General features: G+C 70.5%; 18 protein-coding genes. 12 read left to right on the forward strand and 6 right to left on the reverse strand.

From position 1 onward, the window contains the following. Positions 1 to 19: 19 nt before the first annotated feature. The 3 genes from AMOR_RS23465 (at position 20) to AMOR_RS23475 (ending at position 3402) form a co-directional block, all read left to right on the forward strand. A complete protein-coding gene (locus AMOR_RS23465) occupies positions 20 to 637 on the forward strand; it encodes a histidine phosphatase family protein (protein WP_248354712.1) in 618 nt (205 codons plus the stop codon). A gap of 174 nt (positions 638 to 811) precedes the next feature. Further along, positions 812 to 2446, forward strand: coding sequence for an arylsulfatase (locus tag AMOR_RS23470; RefSeq protein ID WP_248354714.1), 1635 nt, complete (start codon positions 812 to 814; stop codon positions 2444 to 2446). Between the two features lie 140 nt (positions 2447 to 2586). Beyond that, a complete protein-coding gene (locus AMOR_RS23475) occupies positions 2587 to 3402 on the forward strand; it encodes a flavodoxin family protein (protein ID WP_248354716.1) in 816 nt (271 codons plus the stop codon). Positions 3403 to 3430: 28 nt separating this feature from the next. Here AMOR_RS23475 and AMOR_RS23480 read toward each other — a convergent pair whose 3' ends face one another. The 4 genes from AMOR_RS23480 to AMOR_RS23495 all read right to left on the reverse strand — a co-directional run bounded on the left by AMOR_RS23480 (position 3431) and on the right by AMOR_RS23495 (position 6371). Beyond that, positions 3431 to 3664, reverse strand: coding sequence for a hypothetical protein (locus tag AMOR_RS23480; protein ID WP_248354718.1), 234 nt, complete (start codon positions 3662 to 3664; stop codon positions 3431 to 3433). Between the two features lie 206 nt (positions 3665 to 3870). After that, positions 3871 to 4674: an ABC transporter permease gene (locus tag AMOR_RS23485; protein ID WP_248354720.1), complete on the reverse strand. Its 804-nt coding sequence runs from the start codon at positions 4672 to 4674 to the stop codon at positions 3871 to 3873. Next, positions 4671 to 5633, reverse strand: a complete 963-nt coding sequence (locus AMOR_RS23490) for an ATP-binding cassette domain-containing protein (protein ID WP_248354722.1) — start codon at positions 5631 to 5633, stop codon at positions 4671 to 4673. Before AMOR_RS23490 ends, AMOR_RS23485 begins: the two co-directional genes overlap by 4 nt. Before the next feature lie 156 nt (positions 5634 to 5789). Beyond that, entirely contained in the window at positions 5790 to 6371 is a 582-nt protein-coding gene (locus AMOR_RS23495) for a dihydrofolate reductase family protein (RefSeq protein WP_248354723.1), read from the reverse strand. Between the two features lie 357 nt (positions 6372 to 6728). Between AMOR_RS23495 and AMOR_RS23500 the strand changes: the two genes are divergently transcribed. Both AMOR_RS23500 and AMOR_RS23505 read left to right on the forward strand, forming a co-directional pair. Then, entirely contained in the window at positions 6729 to 7820 is a 1092-nt protein-coding gene (locus AMOR_RS23500) for a medium chain dehydrogenase/reductase family protein (protein WP_248354725.1), read from the forward strand. Between the two features lie 22 nt (positions 7821 to 7842). Beyond that, positions 7843 to 8424: a nuclear transport factor 2 family protein gene (locus tag AMOR_RS23505; RefSeq protein WP_248354727.1), complete on the forward strand. Its 582-nt coding sequence runs from the start codon at positions 7843 to 7845 to the stop codon at positions 8422 to 8424. 117 nt (positions 8425 to 8541) lie between these two features. Here AMOR_RS23505 and AMOR_RS23510 read toward each other — a convergent pair whose 3' ends face one another. Continuing rightward, positions 8542 to 9390 carry a hypothetical protein gene (locus AMOR_RS23510; RefSeq protein WP_248354728.1) on the reverse strand — a complete coding sequence of 283 codons (849 nt, stop codon included), beginning with the start codon at positions 9388 to 9390 and terminating at the stop codon, positions 8542 to 8544. A 400-nt stretch (positions 9391 to 9790) separates the two neighbouring features. Here AMOR_RS23510 and AMOR_RS23515 point away from each other — a divergent pair, with 400 nt between their 5' ends. From AMOR_RS23515 to rsgA, 6 genes are all read left to right on the forward strand, one after another. Then, entirely contained in the window at positions 9791 to 10525 is a 735-nt protein-coding gene (locus AMOR_RS23515) for a hypothetical protein (RefSeq protein WP_248354730.1), read from the forward strand. Further along, a complete protein-coding gene (locus AMOR_RS23520) occupies positions 10522 to 12039 on the forward strand; it encodes a DUF3943 domain-containing protein (protein ID WP_248354732.1) in 1518 nt (505 codons plus the stop codon). The genes AMOR_RS23515 and AMOR_RS23520 overlap by 4 nt, the downstream gene beginning before the upstream one ends. A gap of 246 nt (positions 12040 to 12285) precedes the next feature. Then, a complete protein-coding gene (locus AMOR_RS23525; protein ID WP_248354734.1) occupies positions 12286 to 13422 on the forward strand; it encodes an NnrS family protein in 1137 nt (378 codons plus the stop codon). Between the two features lie 147 nt (positions 13423 to 13569). Then, positions 13570 to 14028, forward strand: coding sequence for an NUDIX domain-containing protein (locus tag AMOR_RS23530; RefSeq protein ID WP_248354736.1), 459 nt, complete (start codon positions 13570 to 13572; stop codon positions 14026 to 14028). 6 nt (positions 14029 to 14034) lie between these two features. Further along, on the forward strand, positions 14035 to 15204 hold the full coding sequence (locus AMOR_RS23535) for a hypothetical protein (protein WP_248354738.1): 1170 nt from the start codon (positions 14035 to 14037) through the stop codon (positions 15202 to 15204). Positions 15205 to 15467: 263 nt separating this feature from the next. Continuing rightward, entirely contained in the window at positions 15468 to 16517 is a 1050-nt protein-coding gene (rsgA, locus tag AMOR_RS23540; protein WP_248354740.1) for a ribosome small subunit-dependent GTPase A, read from the forward strand. A 28-nt stretch (positions 16518 to 16545) separates the two neighbouring features. Here the strand turns inward: rsgA and AMOR_RS23545 are convergent, their stop codons facing one another. Then, a complete protein-coding gene (locus AMOR_RS23545) occupies positions 16546 to 17058 on the reverse strand; it encodes a GNAT family N-acetyltransferase (protein WP_248354742.1) in 513 nt (170 codons plus the stop codon). A gap of 213 nt (positions 17059 to 17271) precedes the next feature. Between AMOR_RS23545 and AMOR_RS23550 the strand changes: the two genes are divergently transcribed. Next, entirely contained in the window at positions 17272 to 18321 is a 1050-nt protein-coding gene (locus AMOR_RS23550; RefSeq protein WP_248354744.1) for an alpha/beta fold hydrolase, read from the forward strand. The last annotated feature ends 30 nt before the right edge of the window (positions 18322 to 18351 follow it).

Consider the following 18351-nt stretch of genomic DNA (forward strand, 5'->3'; position numbering starts at 1 on the left):
CCGTCGGTCACTCCCTCCGATGCCGTCGACCGAACGACACCTCCTCCTCGTGCGCCACGGCGAGACGGACTGGAACGCCGCCGGGCGGTGGCAGGGCCAGACGGACGTGCCGCTCAACGCGACCGGCCGGGCGCAGGCATTCGCGCTCGCGGCGCGGCTGCGCGCCGAGGGCGTCCGCGCGATCGCGGCGAGCGACCTCTGCCGGGCCCGTGGCACCGCGGAGATCGTGGGAGAGGCGCTCGGGCTCGAGGTCGCGTTCGTGGACGCGAGCTTGCGCGAGCGCGCCTACGGCAGCTGGGAGGGCCTCACCCGGAGCGAGTGCGAGGCGCGGTTTCCGGAGGAGTGGGCGCGCCACGTCTCCGATCCGCGCGCGCCGCCTCCCGCAGGCGAGTCCACGGACGCGCTGCTCGCGCGTGTCGTCCCGGCGATCCACCGGGCCGCCGAGCGCCTCGAGTCGCCGGCCGTGCTCGTGACCCACGGTGGCGTGATGCGGGCGTTCCTCGCCGCCGCGCTTTGCGCCGCCCCGGGACCCGGGCCGGTCGCGCCGCCGCAGTTCATTCCGAACGGCGGCGTGTGGCGGGTGCGCCTCGTCGCGGGCCGCGTGGTCGGGGCGGCGGCGCACGGAACGCCCTACTGAACTCGCCCTCTGGCAGCCGCTCTACGAGCGCCGATCCCGGAAGGCCAGCGCGACGTCGCGCCGCGGTGTCGCGTGCGTTGACCAGGAGGTGTGATCCCGGTCGAGCGCGACCGCGCCGCAGCGGCGGCGTGTAGGCTCGCTGCCGGAGCTCATCGCGGGCCGAGGGGGAACCGTATGCGCAAGCCGCTGAGCGGGATCCGTGCGTCACTCACGGTGATGATCCTGGCGGCGCCAGCGATGGCGCAGGCGCAAGCCCCCGCCGCGAGACCGAACATCCTCGTCATCTTCGGCGACGACATCGGCACCTGGAACGTCGGCGCCTACACGCACGGGATGATGGGGAAGACCCCGAGCATCGACAGCCTCGCGAGCGGCGGGATGCTCTTCACGGATCACTACGCCCAGCCGAGCTGCACGGCGGGCCGCGCCGCGTTCATCACGGGCCAGCTTCCGATCCGCACGGGCATGACCACCATCGGCATCCCCGGATCCACGAGGGGCATCCAGAAGTCCGATCCCACGCTGGCCGAGGTCCTCAAGGCCCAGGGCTACGCCACCGGCCAGTTCGGGAAGAACCACCTCGGCGACCGGAACGAGTTCCTGCCGACCGTGCATGGCTTCGACGAGTGGTTCGGCAACCTCTACCACCTGAACGCCGAGGAGGAGCCCGAAGAGCTGGACTATCCGGGGCAGAAGAACCCGGAGTACCTCAAGAAGTTCGGACCGCGCGGCGTGCTGCACGCCTGGGCCACGGACAAGGACGACCCGACGACGGACCCGAAGTTCGGGCGCGTCGGCAAGCAGAGGATCGAGAGCACCGGACCGCTCACCCGCAAGCGCATGGAAACGTTCGACCAGGAGGTCACGAACGAGACGCTGAGCTGGCTCGACAAGGCCGTGAAGAGCGGGAAGCCGTTCTTCTGCTGGTTCAACACGACGGCGATCCACATCTGGTCGCACCCGCCCAAGAAGTACGTCCAGATGGCGGTGGACGAGGGGCGGGCCGAGGAGGACGTCGTGCGGGCCAAGATGATCGAGCACGACGAGCAAGTCGGCGCGCTCCTCAAGAAGCTCGATGACCTCGGGGTCGCCGACAACACCATCGTCGTCTACACCACGGACAACGGGAACGAGCTGCTACTCTGGCCGGACGGCGGCTACGCGCCGTACCGCGGCGAGAAGGGCACCACGTGGGAGGGCGGATTCCGCGTGCCGCTGCTCGTGCGGTGGCCCGGGAAGATCAAGCCGGGCAGCGTCTCGAACGGAATCCAGAGCCACGAGGATCTCTTCGTCACGCTGGCGGCGGCAGCAGGCCTGCCGAACCTGAAACAGGAGCTGCTCACCGGGAAGAAGATCGGCGGCATGACCTACAAGGTCCATCTGGACGGCTACGACAACCTCGCCCACTGGACCGGCCAGAGCGAGAAGTCGGCCCGCCGCGAGATCTTCTACTACGACGAGACGGATCTCATGGCGGTCCGCGTCGACGGCTGGAAGATGCACATCGGCGTGAAGCACAAGGGGACCTGGTTCGACGAGAAGTCGTATCCGAGCGTGCCCTACGTGGTGAACCTGCTCATGGATCCGATGGAGAAGATGACCCCCGACTCCGAGGAGTGGGGCTACGTCGGCCGAAAGTTCGTGGCTGCGAAGCTCTGGGCGCCCACCGCCGCGGTCCCCTTCCTCCAGGCACACCTGAAGAGCCTTGCGGAGTATCCGCCCAGCCAGGGCGCCGACACGCTCTCCATGAGGAAGGCGATCGAGGGCGCGATGAAGAAGGCGGAGAGCCCCCACGGCAGCAGCAACTAGCCGTAGCCGGGCCCGAACCTGCTCAAGAGCACGGCGCCCGACCGAGCGGGCCCGTCTGTCGCACGCGAACGAACCAGCCTCACCGCCGGATTGCGTTCGCGTCGCGTGGCGCGCGTGGTTTGCGGCGGAGGACCCTCGTCATGAAGTCCGTCACCGCCTTCGTCGGCAGCGCGCGCAGGCACGGGGTGACCCACCGCGCGACGCTTCAGCTCCTCGACGACCTGCAGTCGTTCGGCGACGTCCGGAGCGAGGTCGTGTTCCTGAGCGAGTACGACATCGGCCTGTGTAGCGGCTGCAAGGCGTGCTTCATCCGGGGCGAGGAGTTCTGTCCGCTCCACGACGACCGGGACCTGCTCATCGAAAAGATCGCGAGGTCGGATGGCGTCGTCCTCGCCTCGCCGGTCTACTCGTTCCAGGTCTCCGCCCACATGAAGGCGTTCCTCGACCGGCTCGGCTTCGCGTTCCACCGGCCGCGGTTCCACGGGAAAGCGTACACGTCGATCGTCGTCGAGGGGCTCTACGGGGGCAGGGGCGTGGTGAAGTACCTCGGCCTGGTCGGACGCGGGCTGGGCTTCAACGTCGTGAAGGGCAGCCGCATCGTCTGCAGGAAGAACCCGGACACGGCGCACGAGCCGATGCTGGACGAGGAGCGCCGGAAGATGGACGAAGCCCTCGCCCGGCAGAGCAGGCGATTCCACGAGCAGCTGGCGAGCCCGCCGTATCCCGAGCCGACGATGCTCCAGCTCTTCGGGTTCAGGATGGCCCGCACGAGCATCGAGCTGGAGCTCGCGGACGACAGGCGAGACCACGCGTATTACCGCGATCACGGCTGGTTCGACTCCGACTACTACTACCCGACGAGGCTCGGCCCGCTGAAGCGGGCCGCCGGAGCCGCATTCGACTGGATGGCGGCCCGCAGCTCGAAGCCGAGGGAATACCATCGAGCGGGGCGCTGAGCGGTACGTCGTGCGGACGACCGCCGGATCACTGCGGCCGCCGCCTCCCGCGGTCCGCGGCGTCGCGGATCCCGCCGAGCACCGTGCCGACGAGGTTGCCGAGCAGATCCGGAGATAACAGCGAGCCGCCGTCGGTGGTTCGGACGGTGGATGACACCTCCCCGACGCGAACTTCCATCCCGCCGGCGACGGCGGCCAGCGCTTCATCTTCGAGGGCAATCGCGGCGTGCTTCGGCGTCTTCGCGTCGTGTCTCGCTGCCATGGTTCGTCCTCCGGGGTCGCTGCGGCGCTTCGCATCGCACCGTTCGACCGTACTCGGTGGACGTCCCCCGCACGGCGTCCTGACGCCCTCGAATGGGCGCCGCGACCATGCTCCTCCGGGACAGGCGAGCTCGTCGTCGCGGTAGCGAACAGGCTCGCGAAGCTCTCCGAGCACGGAGCGACGGAGCCGCGAGGGGGCGGCCTCCGTCAGCGCTCCTTGCGGTACAGCCGCATCGCGACGGGCGACGCCGCGAGCACGATGACGGCGGACGCCAGCAGGGTCCACAGCACGGCGTCCCCCGCCGGCTGTCCGTGCATCAGGCTACGGGACGCGTTCGCCAGGTACGTCACCGGATTGCGTCCGACGGCTGCCTGGAGCCAGCCGGGCATTGTTTGCTGGTTCACGAAGATGTCGCTCGCGAACGTGAGCGGCATGAGGAACACGAAGCTCGTCGTCATGACCGACTCGGGCGTTCGAACGAGCATGCCCACGATGATCCAGAGCCAGGACAGCGCGAAGCTGAACGTCAGCACCAGCGCCACGGCGAGGAGGACGCCCGTCGCGCCGCCCTGCGGCCGGAAGCCCAGGATGAACCCGACGACGAGGATCAGCGCCGAAGCGACCGAATAGCGGAACACGTCGCCCGCCAGCGCACCGAGCAGCGGGGCGGGCTGCCACATCGGGAGCGAGCGGAAGCGGTCGTAAAGCCCTTTGTGGATGTCCGCGTTGAGCCCCACGCCCGTGTAGACCGTGATGAACAGGACCGTCTGCACCAGGACGCCCGGAAGCAGGTACTGGACGTACTGGCGCGGCGTGCCGGCGAGCGCCCCGCCGAAGATGAAGGTGAAGAGCAGGGTGAACATGATCGGCGTGACGGTCACGTCGAAGAGCTGGAAAGGGACGTGCTTGATCTTCAGCAGCGCCCGCCACGCGAGCGTCAGCACGGCCGACGCCGCGGAGGCCGGACGGGGCCGCCCGCGGATCGAGAGGGCCTCGTGGGCTGCGTTCATCGCTTCGCCTCCGTGTGCGTCGTCTCCGCCGGCCGGCCCGTGAGCGCGAGGAACACCTCGTCGAGGCTCGGATCTCCGACCGAGAACTGGGCGACCTCGATCCCGCGCTCGCTCAACGCCGAGAGGACGGCCGCCGCCTGCGCCGCCCTCTCGAGTCGCGCGGTGACCTCCGTCGGCTCCGACGCGGGCAACACGCCGTCGCCCAGCACCCGGGTGATGAGCCGCTGCGCCTCCGCGCGCTGGCCGGCGTCCACGAGACGCACGTGGAGCGCGTTCGAGCCGACCGATGCCTTCAGCTCGCGGCTGGTGCCCTCGGCGATGACCCGACCGTGATCGATCACCGCCATGCGCTCCGCGAGCCGGTCCGCCTCGTCGAGGTACTGCGTCGTCAGGAGCACCGTGGTGCCTTCGGCCGCGATGCGGCGCACGAGGTCCCAGACCTGGGTGCGGCTGCGCGGGTCGAGGCCGGTGGTGGGCTCGTCGAGGAAGAGGATCTCCGGGATCGCGACGAGGCTCGCGGCGATGTCGATCCGGCGTCGTTCGCCTCCGGAGTAGGTCTGCACCTGCCGCCCGGCGGCCTCGGCGAGCCCGAACGCCTCGAGGAGCTCCGACGCGCGCCGTCTCGCGTCGCGCCAGGACAGCCCGAGCAGCCGTGCCACGAGCACGAGGTTCTCGTGGCCGGAGAGGTCCTCGTCCACGGACGCGAACTGCCCGGTCAGGCTCACCTTGCTGCGGACCGCGCCGGCCTCGCGCACGACGTCGTGACCCAGGACCGTCGCGCTACCGGCGGTCGGCTCGAGCAGCGTGGCGAGGATGCGGATGGTGGTGGTCTTGCCGGCTCCGTTCGGACCCAGCAAGCCGTAGACGCTTCCCCGGCGGATGCGGAGATCCACGCCATCCAGCGCGCGGGTCGAACCGAAGTGCTTGACGAGTCCTGTCGTCTCGATCGCGTTCGTCATCGCAGTGGCAGGGATAAGGAGCTCCAGCCCAGCGGACCGGGCCCGGGTGCGGCGATGGAGCCACGGCAAGCGGGTAGGCGCCCCGCCGAGAACCCGAGGGGAGCCCTCGTCGGCGCGGCCCGAGCGCGGCGAGAGGCTTCGGCTTCCCAGCGCCGCTCACCGCGCACGTTCGTAGTGGAGGCCGACGACGCCGCTTGGATAGGGCGTCGCTGACCTGAGCTTGAACGTTCTGTGAACGCCTTCCGGAAGCAGTCTCTTTCCGCCGCCGAGGATGAGCGGGTAGAGCAGGAGATGAAGCTCGTCCACCAGGTCGTGCTCGAGCAGCGTGTGCACGAGCTGGTGGCTGCCGTCGGTGAGGATGCTCTTGCCGGGCGCTGCCTTGAGCTTTCGAACGGCGTCGACGAGGTTGTCACGGATGATGGTCGTGTTCCGCCAGATGGGCTTGTCGAGGGTCCTCGAGACGACGTACTTCGCCGGCGGGTTCATCATGTCGCCGAACGGGTCGCCAGGCTTCATCGGCTCGAACGCGGTCGCGTGAATCACGTACGTCTTGCGTCCGAGGAGGAACGCGTCGACCTCCTGCATCAACGCACCGAACGCCTTCCCGATGTCGTCGTGCCAGTACGGCATGGTCCAGCCGCCGTGCCGGAAGCCGCCTTCGGTGTCTTCGTCGGCGCCCCCGGGCGCCTGCATGACACCGTCGAGCGAGACGAACTCTGAAACGATCAGCTTTCTCACTTGGGCCCTCTGCTCTTGCCGAGGAATCGACTCGCCGGAACGCCGAGGCTCAGCGGTCCCCGATGGGGGAGACGCGGCCGCGGTCACACCGCCGGCTTCGGATAGCGCCCGCGGACGTCGGCCGCTGGCCAACCGCCGGGCGCGCCAGCCGGCGCCCGCTCACCGGCCCGAGACGCTGCCGTCAGGGTGGCGCGAAACGGCGCCTGACCCCCATCGTTCGGGGCGACCCGACGACCCATGGTGTTACGCGTTCCGGCGTGCGGCCGATCGGCGCACAGTCCGGGTCGATCTCGGGCCGGCGCCCAGCTCGAGCGAGGGCTGTCGTTTGGGCGGCAGTCTCCCCCGTCGTTTGAGACCATGAGAAACACTCGCATCATCGTCACTCATTACGGCGGGCCCGATGCACTTCGGGTGATAGAAGAAGAGTGCCCCGAGCCGAAGGATGGTGAAGTGCGGGTGAGAGTGCTGGCCGCAGGCGTCTCCTTGCCCGACATCATGGCGCGCGAGGGCGTTCATCCCGAGACGCCTCCGGTGCCCTTCACGCCGGGGTGGGATCTGGTCGGCGTGGTGGATCGGGTCGGCGCCGGTGTCCCTGGAGTCCAACCAGGCCAGATGGTTGCCGCGATGCCGATCCACGGTGCGTACGCGGGGTTCGTCTGCCTGCCGCACCATGAACTGGTTCCGGTGCCACCGGGGTTGGACGCCGCCGAGGCTGTCTGCCTCGTGCTGAACTACATCACGGCGTACCAGATGATGCATCGTTCCGCGAAGATCGGACCGGGCCAGCGCGCGCTGATTCACGGCGCGGCAGGCGGGGTCGGCACGGCGTTATTGCAGCTTGGGCGCCTCGCCGGGCTGGAGATGTACGGGACCTGTTCATCGCGAGGGGCGCAGACCGTCTCCGACCTGGGCGGTATCCCGATTGATTACCAGCATCAGGACTTCGTGAAGGAAATTCACCGCCGCACGAGGGAGGGCGTGGACGTCGTCTTCGACCCTATCGGTGGTGCTCACCTCTGGCATTCCCGCAAGGCTCTCCGTCCTGGCGGGAGGGTGGTGGGCTATGGCCTCATCAGCTCCATTCGTGGGGAGGGATTGACCTCGAGTCGTCCAGGTCGTCGTCAGCGCTTTCGCGGAACCGCCATCTTCGCGCTGTACATCGCCGGCGGCTGGGTTCTCCCGGGCCGGAGGCGGGTCGTCCCCTACAGCATCCAGACGCTCAAGCGGCTGAAGCCGGCATGGTTTCGACAGGATCTGCTCGCTCTGCTCGACCTCCTTCGACAGCAGAAGATCAAGCCGCTCATCGCGCAGCGATTTCCTCTTGCCGAGGCAAGACAGGCGCAGGAGTTGCTCGGGAAGGGAGGCGTGACAGGCAAGATCGTGCTCGTGCACGACGAGTCGTCGCGCCGCTTCGCCGGGCCGGCCGCGAGCCCAGCCGGCCACGAGTAGTGCCGTCCCGGTCGCAGGGCCGATGGCAGCCGCCGCGGCCGGGCGGACAATCTCCGAGCGGGCCGCGGACGCGAGGGCAAGAGAGCCGGACGAGGAATCAAGCCGGGGCTCCTCGCCGTCGCCTAGCTTCTCTCCGTCGCCGCTCCCAACTGCCTCGGCGACGAGGAGGACGAACATGCTTCAGCCCACGAACACGACCTTCGACCCGCAGCGGCCCGCCGGGCCGAGTCCCGACGTCGCCGTGGAGGACCACGAGCGTTCGACGAAGGAGGTGATCGATGATCACCTGGGACACTTTGGCGAGCGCAATCTCGACGGCATCCTCTCCGACTACGCGCCGGGTGCCGTCCTGTTCACGCCGGAGGGCCCGCTCAGAGGCGTCGAATCGATTCGGGGGTTCTTCCGCGCGATGCTCGCAGAGTTCGGAAAGCCCGGAGCGACCTTCGAACTGAAGCAGCTCACCGTCGATGGGGACCACGGCTTCATCCTCTGGGCGGCAGAGACTGCCGACAACGTGTATGAGCTGGGTACGGACACGTTCGTCGTGCGCGACGGGAAGATTCGAGTGCAATCGTTTGCCGGCAAGATCACTTCCAAGTCCTGAGAACACGCCCAACGACCTCGAGCACGCGAGAAGGACGACCTCTCGGCGATCGCGATCGCCGAGAGGTAGCGCGGAACATCACGCCATGCGGGATTGCGCGGCTCAGCTCGGAAGGCGTCACGGAACGGCGTGCGGCTCGCCATAGATGAAGTCGTCCATCATCACGATGTCGCGGCCCGGTTCGTCATTCGGCCCAGGCGCCACGTCCCCGGTCGTGATCCGCAAGCTCGCGATGACCGGTGCATCGAAGCTGATGCCGAAGAAGGACAGGCTTCCATCGCCTGGCGAGGCGGGGACGAAGCTGCTGAACAGCAGGTGTCCGTCGATGTCGAAGTACTCGATCCGCGTGCTGGCTCCACGGTTTCCTTCCTTCTTGCCAGGTCCGCTTCCATCCGGCTCGTCGACGTCGGTGAACACCGCGCCGAAGCCGCTGACCGTTGCTGGGACGGTCCCGTTCGTGCCGGGTACGAAGAACGAGGCCTCGGTGATGTTGCTGCCCACGGGAGTGAAGAGCCGCAACGGGCTGAAGGTTCTGAAGATGGTGCCGTACGTCGGATTGTTGAAGAGGCCCGCGAGGCCGCCCTGGGGCCCGCCCGATGGCGGCGCCTGCGAAAGGCCCATCCCCGGCGTGGTGAACTGGGCGCCGCGCGTATTCAGGAACACGTTGAACGGCGTGACCGGGGCCGTGGTCGCGTCGACCCCGCCGCCGCCGTCCCAGTTGATCTCGCGACGACCGCTGGCGAGGGGCCCTGCCGTGTTGCCGTTGGGCGCTCCCAGGGCGTGGCGGTAGTCGTCGACCGTGCCCTGGATCGAGGCGGCGCCCGGCCCCGCCGCCTGGAACACCTTCGGCGGGGAGAAATCACTCGAGGTGTTGCCCTGCGCTTGCGTCGGCTCCGAAGTGAGCCACGTCATGACCGTCAGCACGACGAAGCCAGCCACGACCGAGCGAGCCACCTGGGTCTTCATTCGCTACCACCTTTCCATTGTGATGCGCGACGTCCTCGCGAGCGATCGACGTTTCGCGAACGGGTGCGGGCGCAACGTGTCTCATCACCACCTGATGGAGACCTCGTTGCAGCCAATACGCGCGCGGGACCCTCCGGTTACAGGCGCGACGAGCCGGGGGCCGGCTCCCGGCACTGCGAGGGGCATCCCCGCGCGGACTGCTGCGAGCAGGGCAGGTCATCGAGGTGAACACCTCAGGTCCACGTCATCGTTTGACGCCAAGTCGTACGCTGGCTTCGTCTCCCGTACGGCAACGTCGGCCAGAATGACGGTCAGGTCGGTGACAGCGGGGCAAGAGAGCGGCGTGGGTTCGACGGCGGACCTGCGCGATCCGCGTCGGCTCCCACTCCGTTCATCCCTCGTGCGGCTCGCGCTGGCGCTGTTCGCGACCGCATGCGGGCAGGACATGACCGTGGACGTGCGGATGGGGGATCGCCCTCCCAACCCCGACTCGCCGCCTCCCTCGTCCCAGGAGGTCGCGGCGCGCGGCGCCCCGGCCACGTCGAGCACGTCGAGCGCGCTCCTGGCGGCGGGCGTCGCCATCGACCGGTTCCAGATCGTCCTCCACGACATCCGCCTCGAATCGTCCAGGACGCAGAACGGTGAGCACACGCCTGGCGAGGCCGTGATCGGCCCCGGGCCCGTGCTGGTGGATCTCTCCGGGACGCAGCTCGACCCGGGTGCGATGACGGAGGTCGTCCCGGCCGCCCACGTCGCCTGGAAGTCGTACTACGAGGTGGACCTCGATCTGCGCCCGGTCACGCAGGCGGAGGTCGACGCGAACCCTGCCCTGGCGCCGTTGCTCGGCCTCACGTTCGTCATTCACGGACGCACGGCGTCGAGCGGGCCGTTCACCCTCGGGTCGTCGATGCAGACGGTGCTGGTCCGGCCGGCGACCTTCCGTAACGGGCTGAACCACAACAACACCACGATCAACATCGCGCCGAACCGCTGGTTCGTCGGCCAGGATGGTGCGCCCCTGGATCCCGGCAGCGCCGATCCAGCGGTGCGGGCGGCGATCGAGGCCAACGTCGCCGCGTCGATCGACGGCTACATGGACGACAACCGCGACGGCAACCCGGATCCGCTCGGATGACCTCCGAGCTCCCATCCCGCGCGGGCGTCGTCGCGACCGTGGCGCTCCTCGCGCTCGTTCCCCGGGTCGCCGCCGCGCAGCGCGCCGCCGCCGTTGCCCCATCGCCGCCCGCTCGCGTCGCCTCGAGCGAGCAATCCCTGAAGCTCGAGGCGCCGTTCGGCGCGACGGGAGATCACGGCGGGGCCGTGTGGTACCGACTCTCCCCGCCCTTTGCCGACCCGCGGTTCCAGCCGTTCGCGTTCGAGCCCCGCAAGAACACCGCGCTCGCGCTGGGCGAGGTGGTCGGCATCGACTTCGGCATGTGGTTCGTCAGCTACTGGATCGGCAACGACTTCTCGAAGATCGGCTTCGACACCATCGGCCAGAACTTCCGGAAGGGCTGGATCATCGACACCGATTCGTACTGGGTGAACCAGCTCGGGCATCCGTACGAAGGCGCGCTCTTCTACTGGGCGGCGCGCTCGACCGGACACGACTTCTACGAGTCGTTCGGCGCGTCGTTCGTCGGCTCGCTCGTCTGGGAGCAGTTCATGGAGGTGCAGTCACCGTCCGTCAACGACCAGATCACGACGTCGATCGGGGGCACTCTGCTCGGCGAGGCGCTGTACCGGATGTACCGCCTCGTCCTCGACTCGGGCGGCGCGAAGCCCACGCCCTGGCGCGAGGCGGCGGCGTTCCTCGTCGCGCCCGTGGCCGGGTTCAACCGCTGGGCGACGGGCGACCGGTACCGCGGGGAGATGCTCTTGCCGCCCTCGTGGATGGGCCAGCTCCACCTCGGGATGGTGATCGGCGGCTCCGCCGCCGATCACCGCACCGGCGCGACCGAGACGACGGTCGGGCCGTGGGGCAGCGTCGGGTTCCACGTCCTCTACGGCGTCCCCGGCACGCCCGACCTGCGCCTGCGCGAGCCGATGGACCACTTCGACATGAGCTTCGCGCTCGCCTTCGCCGGCAAGGCGGAGCCCACCGCGAGCCTCCTCATCCGCGGGCTCGTCCTCGGAGACGGGATCGGCCGCGGCGAGGGCTTCGGCGGCCTGTGGGGACTCTTCGCCTCGTACGACGTGATCGGCGTTCCCGTGTTCAAGGCGACCGGCGTGGGCCTCGGCCCGGGCGTGAGCCTCATGAACCGCTGGGGCTGGTTCGAGCTCCACGGGACGGCGCTGGCCGAGCTCCTGCCGTGGGGCGGCGGCGGCTCGATGGAGACGCTGTTCGCCCGTGACTACCACTACGGCCCGGGCGCGCAGGGGATGCTCGAGCTTCGGGGGCACTTCGCGGATCGCGCCACCCTGGACCTCTCCTTTCGCGAGTATTGGATCTCGGGGGCCTACGCCACGGGTTCGTACGAGGACATGTCGTTCGCGAAGACGATGCTGACGGTGCGTGTCCACGGTCCGCACGCGGTCAGCGGAACGGTGGACTGGGCGCGCCGCCACGCGAGCTATCCCTTCGCGCCGGACATCTCGCAGGACGCGACGGTCTGGTCGGCCTCCTACACGCTGATGCAGGGGTGGTGACCGAGGTGGGTCGGCGATGCGCGGATCATCGTCGGCCGACGCGTGCGCGTGTCGCGGACCTTCGTCTCGGCGACCGCAGGTGGCCAGGCCGGGGTCCGCGCCTTACGACGATGCCATGACCGCCCCTGGGCTCATCGCGCGGTACCTGCCGGGGGTCCACGCCCGGCTCCGCACCGCCCACGAGGCGCTTCGGCTCCGCGCCCTCCGGCGCGACCGGCCATGACGCTCCGTCACGATCCATGGCGCGTGCTCTTCCCTCTCGGCGTGCTCCTCGCGTGGGCGGGCGTCCTCGAATGGCTCCTGTACGCCGTCGGGGCCACCGCGGAGTACCGCGCCGTCTTTCACGCGACCGCCCAGATCCAGGGGTTCATGACGTGCCTCGCGGTCGGGTTCCTCTACACGTTCGTCCCGCGCCGCACCGCGGCGGCCGAGCCCACCCACCTCCAGCTCGCCGTCGCCGCCGCCGCGCCGGTCGCCGCGACGCTCGCCGCATTGGATGGCCGCGTGGCGCTCGCCCAGGCGCTCTGGGGCGCGGGTCTGCTCAACGTGGCCGTGTTCGTTTCCCGGCGCGTGCTCGGCCGGGCTGGCCTGCGCGGCCTTCCGGGCGTGTTCGTGTGGGTCCCGGCGGGGCTCGCGGCAGCCGTGATCGGCGCGGTGCTGGTCGCGGTGGCGGCCGTCCTCGGCCCGGCCGAGGAGCCCGAGCTCTGGCGCCTCGGTCGCGGCCTGCTCCTCCAGGGCTTCTTGACCGCGCTCGTCGTGGGCGTGGGCGGGACGATGATCCCGGTCCTCACGCGTGGTCCTGGCGCGGCCGCGCCGGCGGCGGGATCCGCGTCGGGCCGCGCCGCGCAGACGATCGCCGCTGCGCTCTTCCTCGCGAGCTTCCCGCTCGAGGCATACCTCGCGCCCCGCGCCGGCCTGGCGCTGCGCGGCGTGATCTCCGGCGCCGTCCTCGTCTCGGAGGCGCGGCTCTGGAGGCCCCCGTCGATCCCCGGACTTCACCGGTGGCTCATCTGGAGCTCGGCCTGGCTCCTTCCCGCCGGGTATCTCGCCGCGGCGGCCGCTCCGGAGCCCCGGAGCACCGCGCTGCACGTGGTGTTCGTCGGGGGCTTCGCCCTCATGGCGCTATCGGTCTCGCTGCACGTCGCGCTCTCGCACGCTGGCCGCCCGGATGCGCTCGCGAGCTCGCCCTGGCAGGTCCGCGCCATGGCCGGCCTGCTCCTGGTCGCGCTCGCGTCCCGGCTCCTTGCGGGCGTCGACGCGGCGCGCTCGCGCCCGTGGCTCGGCCTCGCGTCCGGCGCGTTCCTGCTCGCGACCGTCGCGTGGGGGTCGCTCGTCGGCGCGGCGGTTCGCGCCGCGGCGAAGTCGCGCGAGGCGAGCGCGTGAAGGCGCCCCGCTCCACGCGACTGTCGAGGTGCCGTTACCCGCATCCTCGAACGGGTAGGCTTCCGCCCGACGATGCCAGCCGGGGCGCGAGGCGGCCGCCCCGAGCGGGCCGGCGCCGCGCCGGTCGTGGGGCGTACGATCCCGCGCGTGTCCGGGCACCTGTACCGGAAGCAGCACGTCGTCACGTCCGTCGTCGCCGTGATCGTCGACGACGCCGAACGCGTCGCGCTGACGCGGCGCGCGGTCGCGCCGTTCCACGGGCTCTGGGTGATGCCGGGCGGGAAGATCGATCTGGGCGAGCCGATCCTGAGCGCGCTCCACCGCGAGGTGCGGGAGGAGATCGGGATCGACGTCGTCGTCGGCGCGCTCGTGGACGTCTTCGAGCACCTCACGCCGGGTCCCGACAACGACCATTTCGTGATCCTGTACTACCGCTGCAGGCCGTCTCGCCACGACCTCGCGCCGAACCCCGAGGAGGTCGCGGAGGCGCGCTGGGTCCCGCGCGCGGAGCTCTCGCGCTTCGACATGCCGGAGGGGACGCGGTACGTCCTCGGGAAGCTCTTCCCCGAGCTGCACGACCCGGAGCTGCGGAACCTCGAGACGTGAACGGCCATGGTCGCGATCCTCGACACGGAGGTTCACCTCGAGTACCCCCTCGGGCACCACCTCCACTGCCTCGTCGCGCAGCTCCCGGTGCGCCTGCGCCGGGGCGAGCACGGGTTCACCCTCGTCGATCCCGAGCGCCACTGGCACCTCGTCCGCTCGGTCCTCGACCTGGTCGCGGACGGCGAGCAGAACCTCAAGAAGCTCCACTTCCTCGTGCTCCCAGAGGCGGCCGTGCCCGCGGCACGCCTCGACGACGTGCTCGACGCGGTCGCTGCCCGCTTCCGGCCGAGCACCGTCACCGCGTTCGGAATGGAGCACCTGCGCGTCCGCGACTACCGCGCGCTCCTCGCGCGCTTCGAGCGCGACAACGCGGAGGCGCTCGCGCTCGTGCAGCGGGACGTGGACTCGGGCGACGTGCTCGACCTGCCGGTGAACGCGGCCTGCGTCGCGGTGAAGGAGGCGAGCGGTCGCCTCCGCGTCTTCCTCGAGGCGAAGACGCACCCGTTCCGCGGCGAGGAGTTCGTCGACGCGTGGCAGGACCTCTACCGCGGGCGGCACCTGTGGCTGCTCCGCGGCCGCCCCGCCTGCTTCAACTGCATGGTCCTCGTCTGCCTCGACTACCTCTGGCGCGATCTCTATGCGTCGAACGCGCGACGGATCATCGACCACGCGAACCGGCTCTTCTTCACCGAGCGCCAGACGCTCGACGCGCTCTTCGTGCTCCAGGCGAACCCGAAGCCGGAGCACCGCGCGTACCGCGACGTGCTCTCGGGGTTCTACGGCGAGTACCTCGAGGATACGCCCGGCGTCCGCGAGACGGTCACCGTCTTCGCGAACGCCTCCGCCGAGAGCGCGCTCGAGGGCGTGGACGCCGCGGCGGGCTACGGCGTCTCGCAGGTGGTGATCGGCGGTCGCCACAAGCTCGCCCGCATCGAGACGCCGGAGTTCTCGACCGACGACCTCGGCGGCGCGCCGGTGTGCCGCCTGCGCTTCGGGACCGGGACGCGGCTCTATTACTTCAACCTGCCGCTCCACCACGAGCTCGACCCGCGCTCCTCGCGGCTGCCGCTCAAGGTGCACGCGATCCTGCGGCGCGACGGGGAGCGCTGGACGAGGGTGACGGGCGAGCGGATCGCCGAGGACCTCGCGCTGGAGCCCGGGCGCGCGCGCGGGTAGGGAGCGCAAGGGGTACGTACTGGACGAGCTTCGCACTTCGGGCAGAACGCCGCGGTCCGCGGCCGCGGTCGCGGTCGGGGGGCCCCGCAAGCGCCGCTTGCCAGCGCACCCGCATCCGGTCTATTCGGGACGCGTGGATCGTGCCCGCTAGCCCGAGTTGCCGCGTCCGCCCGCCGAACGGCAGGTGACGCGCCCGTCCGGATCCCGCCGCCGCCGTCGAGCGGTGCGGATCCCGTCCGTCACTCGCGCTCTCGAGGTACGCCGTGGTCCATCCCGAGCTCATCGGCTTCGGTCCCTTCTTCTCTTCACAGCTCTCCCTGGAGGAGCTCCAGTCCTCCCTCGTCGGCCGCGCGGTCGCGGACCGCGGCCGCAGCCTCCTCGTCCGGTTCCCGGACGGCGACCACCCGGTGGTCGTCCCGGGTCGGCTGCGCGCCGAGGGCGCCCTCCCGGTGGTGGGCGACTTCGTCGTCGCGAGCCCCGGGCCTGCTCGCACCGTCACGCGCGTCCTCGAGCGCCGCACCTGGCTCTCCCGGAACGCCGCGGGCGGCGCGACCGCGGAGCAGGTGCTCGCCGCCAACGTGGACGTCGTGTTCGTCGTGCAGGGGCTCGACGAGGGCCCGAACCCGCGCCGCCTCGAGCGGACGCTCGCGGCGGTGCATGCGGGCGGCGCGGAGCCGGTGATCGTCCTCACGAAGCCGGACCGGGCGGAGGACCTCGCCGCCGCGCTCGCCGAGGCGCGCGCCGCCGCGCCCGCCGTCGAGGTCGAGGTCGCGTCCGGGCTCACGGGCGAGGGCGTCGCCGTGCTCGCGGCGCGCCTGCGCCCGGACCGGACCGGCGTCCTCGTGGGCCCCTCCGGCGCGGGGAAGTCCACCCTCACGAACGCGCTACTCGGCCGCGAGGCGCAGCGCACCGCGCCGGTGCGCGCCTCCGACGACCGCGGCGTCCATACGACGTCGGCCCGCGAGCTCTTCCCGGTGCCCGGCGGCGGTGCCCTGGTGGACGGTCCGGGGATCCGCGAGCTGCGGCTCTGGGACGCGAGCGGGCTCGACGCGACGTTCGAGGACCTCGCCGCCATCGCGGCGCGCTGCCGGTTCCGGGACTGCTCGCACGGGGCCGAGCCAGGGTGCGCCGTCAGGGAGGCGATCGCCGGCGGGCGCATCGACGCCGCGCGTGTCGAGAGCCACCGCAAGCTCGCGCTCGAGCTCGCGCGGCAGGCGGAGCGGCGCGAGGGCGGGGCGGCGCGGGCGGAGCGCGAGCGATGGAAGGCGGTGTCGAAGGCGCTGCGCCGGCTGTCGCGCGAGCGGGGGCGCTGAGGCAGTGGTGCCGGTGGACTGACTCTCGTCAGCCCGGGTCCGGGTAGACGTAGATGCGGATCGCCGTGGCCTCCCCCTCTACGTCGGCATCGCCTGCGTACCTCGCGCCGAGCCGCTCCGCGACGCGGATCGCAGCCGCGTTCCTGGCGAGGATGTGGCTCACGACCCCGCGCGCGCCGACGACCTCGTGCGCGAAGCGCAGCGACCGCGCCACCACCTCGCGAGCGTATCCCTTCCCCCACGCGGAGGGGACCAGCGCGTAGGCCACCTCGACGTCGGTCCACGGCTCGAAGCGCACGAGCCCCGCGCGCCCGACGAATGCGCCGGTGGCGCGCTCCTCGATCGCCCACGGTCCGAAGCCTCGAAGGTGCCAGTGACCGAGGGCCGCGCACAGGGAGCGGAACGCCGCGGCGCGGTCCTGGACCTCGCCGATGTACCGCATGACCGTCGGGTCGGCGTTCATCGCGGCGTACGCGTCGACGTCGTCCAGGCGAAACGGGCGGAGTACGAGACGTTCCGTCGTGAGCGTCGGGATGTCCATGGTCGCCTCCTTGGGGCGCGCGGCCGCGCCCAGTCTCGCGCAGGTCGACGAGAGTGTCCCCTGTGCTTGCCCACGACCCTCAGTGTGTCCGGAACCCGAAGCGGAAGCACCGGAGGGCGTTCCTCCATGCTCAACTTCGAGCGGTCGACGACCTCCTGTAGATCCACCGCGATGCGGCGAGGGCTGAGGAGCCGTGCGCGGCTGAGGTGGCGCGTGCTCCTCCCCTGGCTCGCGATCGTGGCGGCGGTGCTGGCGCTCTTCCTTTTCCCGGGCTCGACCCCGGCGATGGACGCGCGCGCCCACCCCGACGGCCTCGCCGTCCTCGAGCAGGTCCCGGTCTCCGAGACGCGGCAGTGGGTGCTCATCCGCACGGAGGACGTGGCCAACCCGGTGGTCCTGTTCGTCCACGGGGGACCGGGCACCGCCCAGCTCACCCTGATGAGGAGGAACACCCGGCCCCTCGAGCGGTACTTCACCGTGGTCAACTGGGATCAGCGGCGCGCCGGCAAGTCCTTCGCCGCAGGCCGTGATCGAGCCCGGATGACCATGGGCCAGTTCGTCGACGACGTCGTCGACCTGTCGTCGTACCTGGCGAGGCGGTTCCGCAAGGAGCGGATCCTGCTCGTCGGCCACTCCTGGGGCACCGTCATCGGGGCGCTCGCGGTCCACCGGAGGCCGGACCTCTTCTCCGCCTACGTCGGGATCGGGCAGATGTCGACGATGGCCGAGAGCGAGCGGCTGTCCTACGAGTGGACGCTGGAGCAGGCGCGGAGCGCGGGGGACCGGCGATCGGTCGCGAAGCTCGTCGCGATCGGCCCTCCGCCCTATGAGGGCGCCTTCCGGTCGAAGTTCCTGACCGAGCGGCAGCTCCTCGCGAGGTACGGCGGCGAGTACCACGGCAGCAGGATCGGGGCCCTGGGCGTCGTGCTCCGGAACCTCGTGCTCTCCCGCGAGTACACGATGACCGATCGGATCAACTTCTTCCGCGGCATCTCCCAGTCCCTCGATGCTCTCCACGAGGAGCTGTTCCGGACCGACCTCTTCGTCCAGGCTCCGGCACTCCAGGTGCCGGTCTGGTTCTGCCTCGGGCGCCACGACCGCGAGGTGCCGTCGGCGCTGTCGGCGAGGTACTTCGAGGCCCTCGAGGCTCCCCGGAAGCAGCTCGTCTGGTTCGAGCGCTCCGCGCACCTCCCCAACACCGAGGAGAGGGAGAAGTTCAACCGGCTCCTCGTCGACGCCGTCCTGCCCGCGCTGCGCGAGTAGCAGGAATCACGTTCGGCGTAGTCAGGCGCT

Origin of the sequence: Anaeromyxobacter oryzae, assembly GCF_023169945.1 — a bacterium.
GTDB classification, from domain to species: Bacteria; Myxococcota; Myxococcia; order Myxococcales; family Anaeromyxobacteraceae; genus Anaeromyxobacter; species Anaeromyxobacter oryzae.

Coding starts and splice junctions, on each gene's coding strand:
- AMOR_RS23490 (WP_248354722.1), bottom strand. CDS start 5,633: ATGACGAACGCGATCGAGACGACAGGACTCGTCAAGCACTTCGGTTCG.
- AMOR_RS23475 (WP_248354716.1), top strand. CDS start 2,587: ATGAAGTCCGTCACCGCCTTCGTCGGCAGCGCGCGCAGGCACGGGGTG.
- AMOR_RS23545 (WP_248354742.1), bottom strand. CDS start 17,058: ATGGACATCCCGACGCTCACGACGGAACGTCTCGTACTCCGCCCGTTT.
- AMOR_RS23485 (WP_248354720.1), bottom strand. CDS start 4,674: ATGAACGCAGCCCACGAGGCCCTCTCGATCCGCGGGCGGCCCCGTCCG.
- AMOR_RS23505 (WP_248354727.1), top strand. CDS start 7,843: ATGGCAGCCGCCGCGGCCGGGCGGACAATCTCCGAGCGGGCCGCGGAC.
- AMOR_RS23535 (WP_248354738.1), top strand. CDS start 14,035: ATGGTCGCGATCCTCGACACGGAGGTTCACCTCGAGTACCCCCTCGGG.
- AMOR_RS23510 (WP_248354728.1), bottom strand. CDS start 9,390: ATGAAGACCCAGGTGGCTCGCTCGGTCGTGGCTGGCTTCGTCGTGCTG.
- AMOR_RS23520 (WP_248354732.1), top strand. CDS start 10,522: ATGACCTCCGAGCTCCCATCCCGCGCGGGCGTCGTCGCGACCGTGGCG.
- AMOR_RS23465 (WP_248354712.1), top strand. CDS start 20: ATGCCGTCGACCGAACGACACCTCCTCCTCGTGCGCCACGGCGAGACG.
- AMOR_RS23470 (WP_248354714.1), top strand. CDS start 812: ATGCGCAAGCCGCTGAGCGGGATCCGTGCGTCACTCACGGTGATGATC.
- AMOR_RS23480 (WP_248354718.1), bottom strand. CDS start 3,664: ATGGCAGCGAGACACGACGCGAAGACGCCGAAGCACGCCGCGATTGCC.
- AMOR_RS23500 (WP_248354725.1), top strand. CDS start 6,729: ATGAGAAACACTCGCATCATCGTCACTCATTACGGCGGGCCCGATGCA.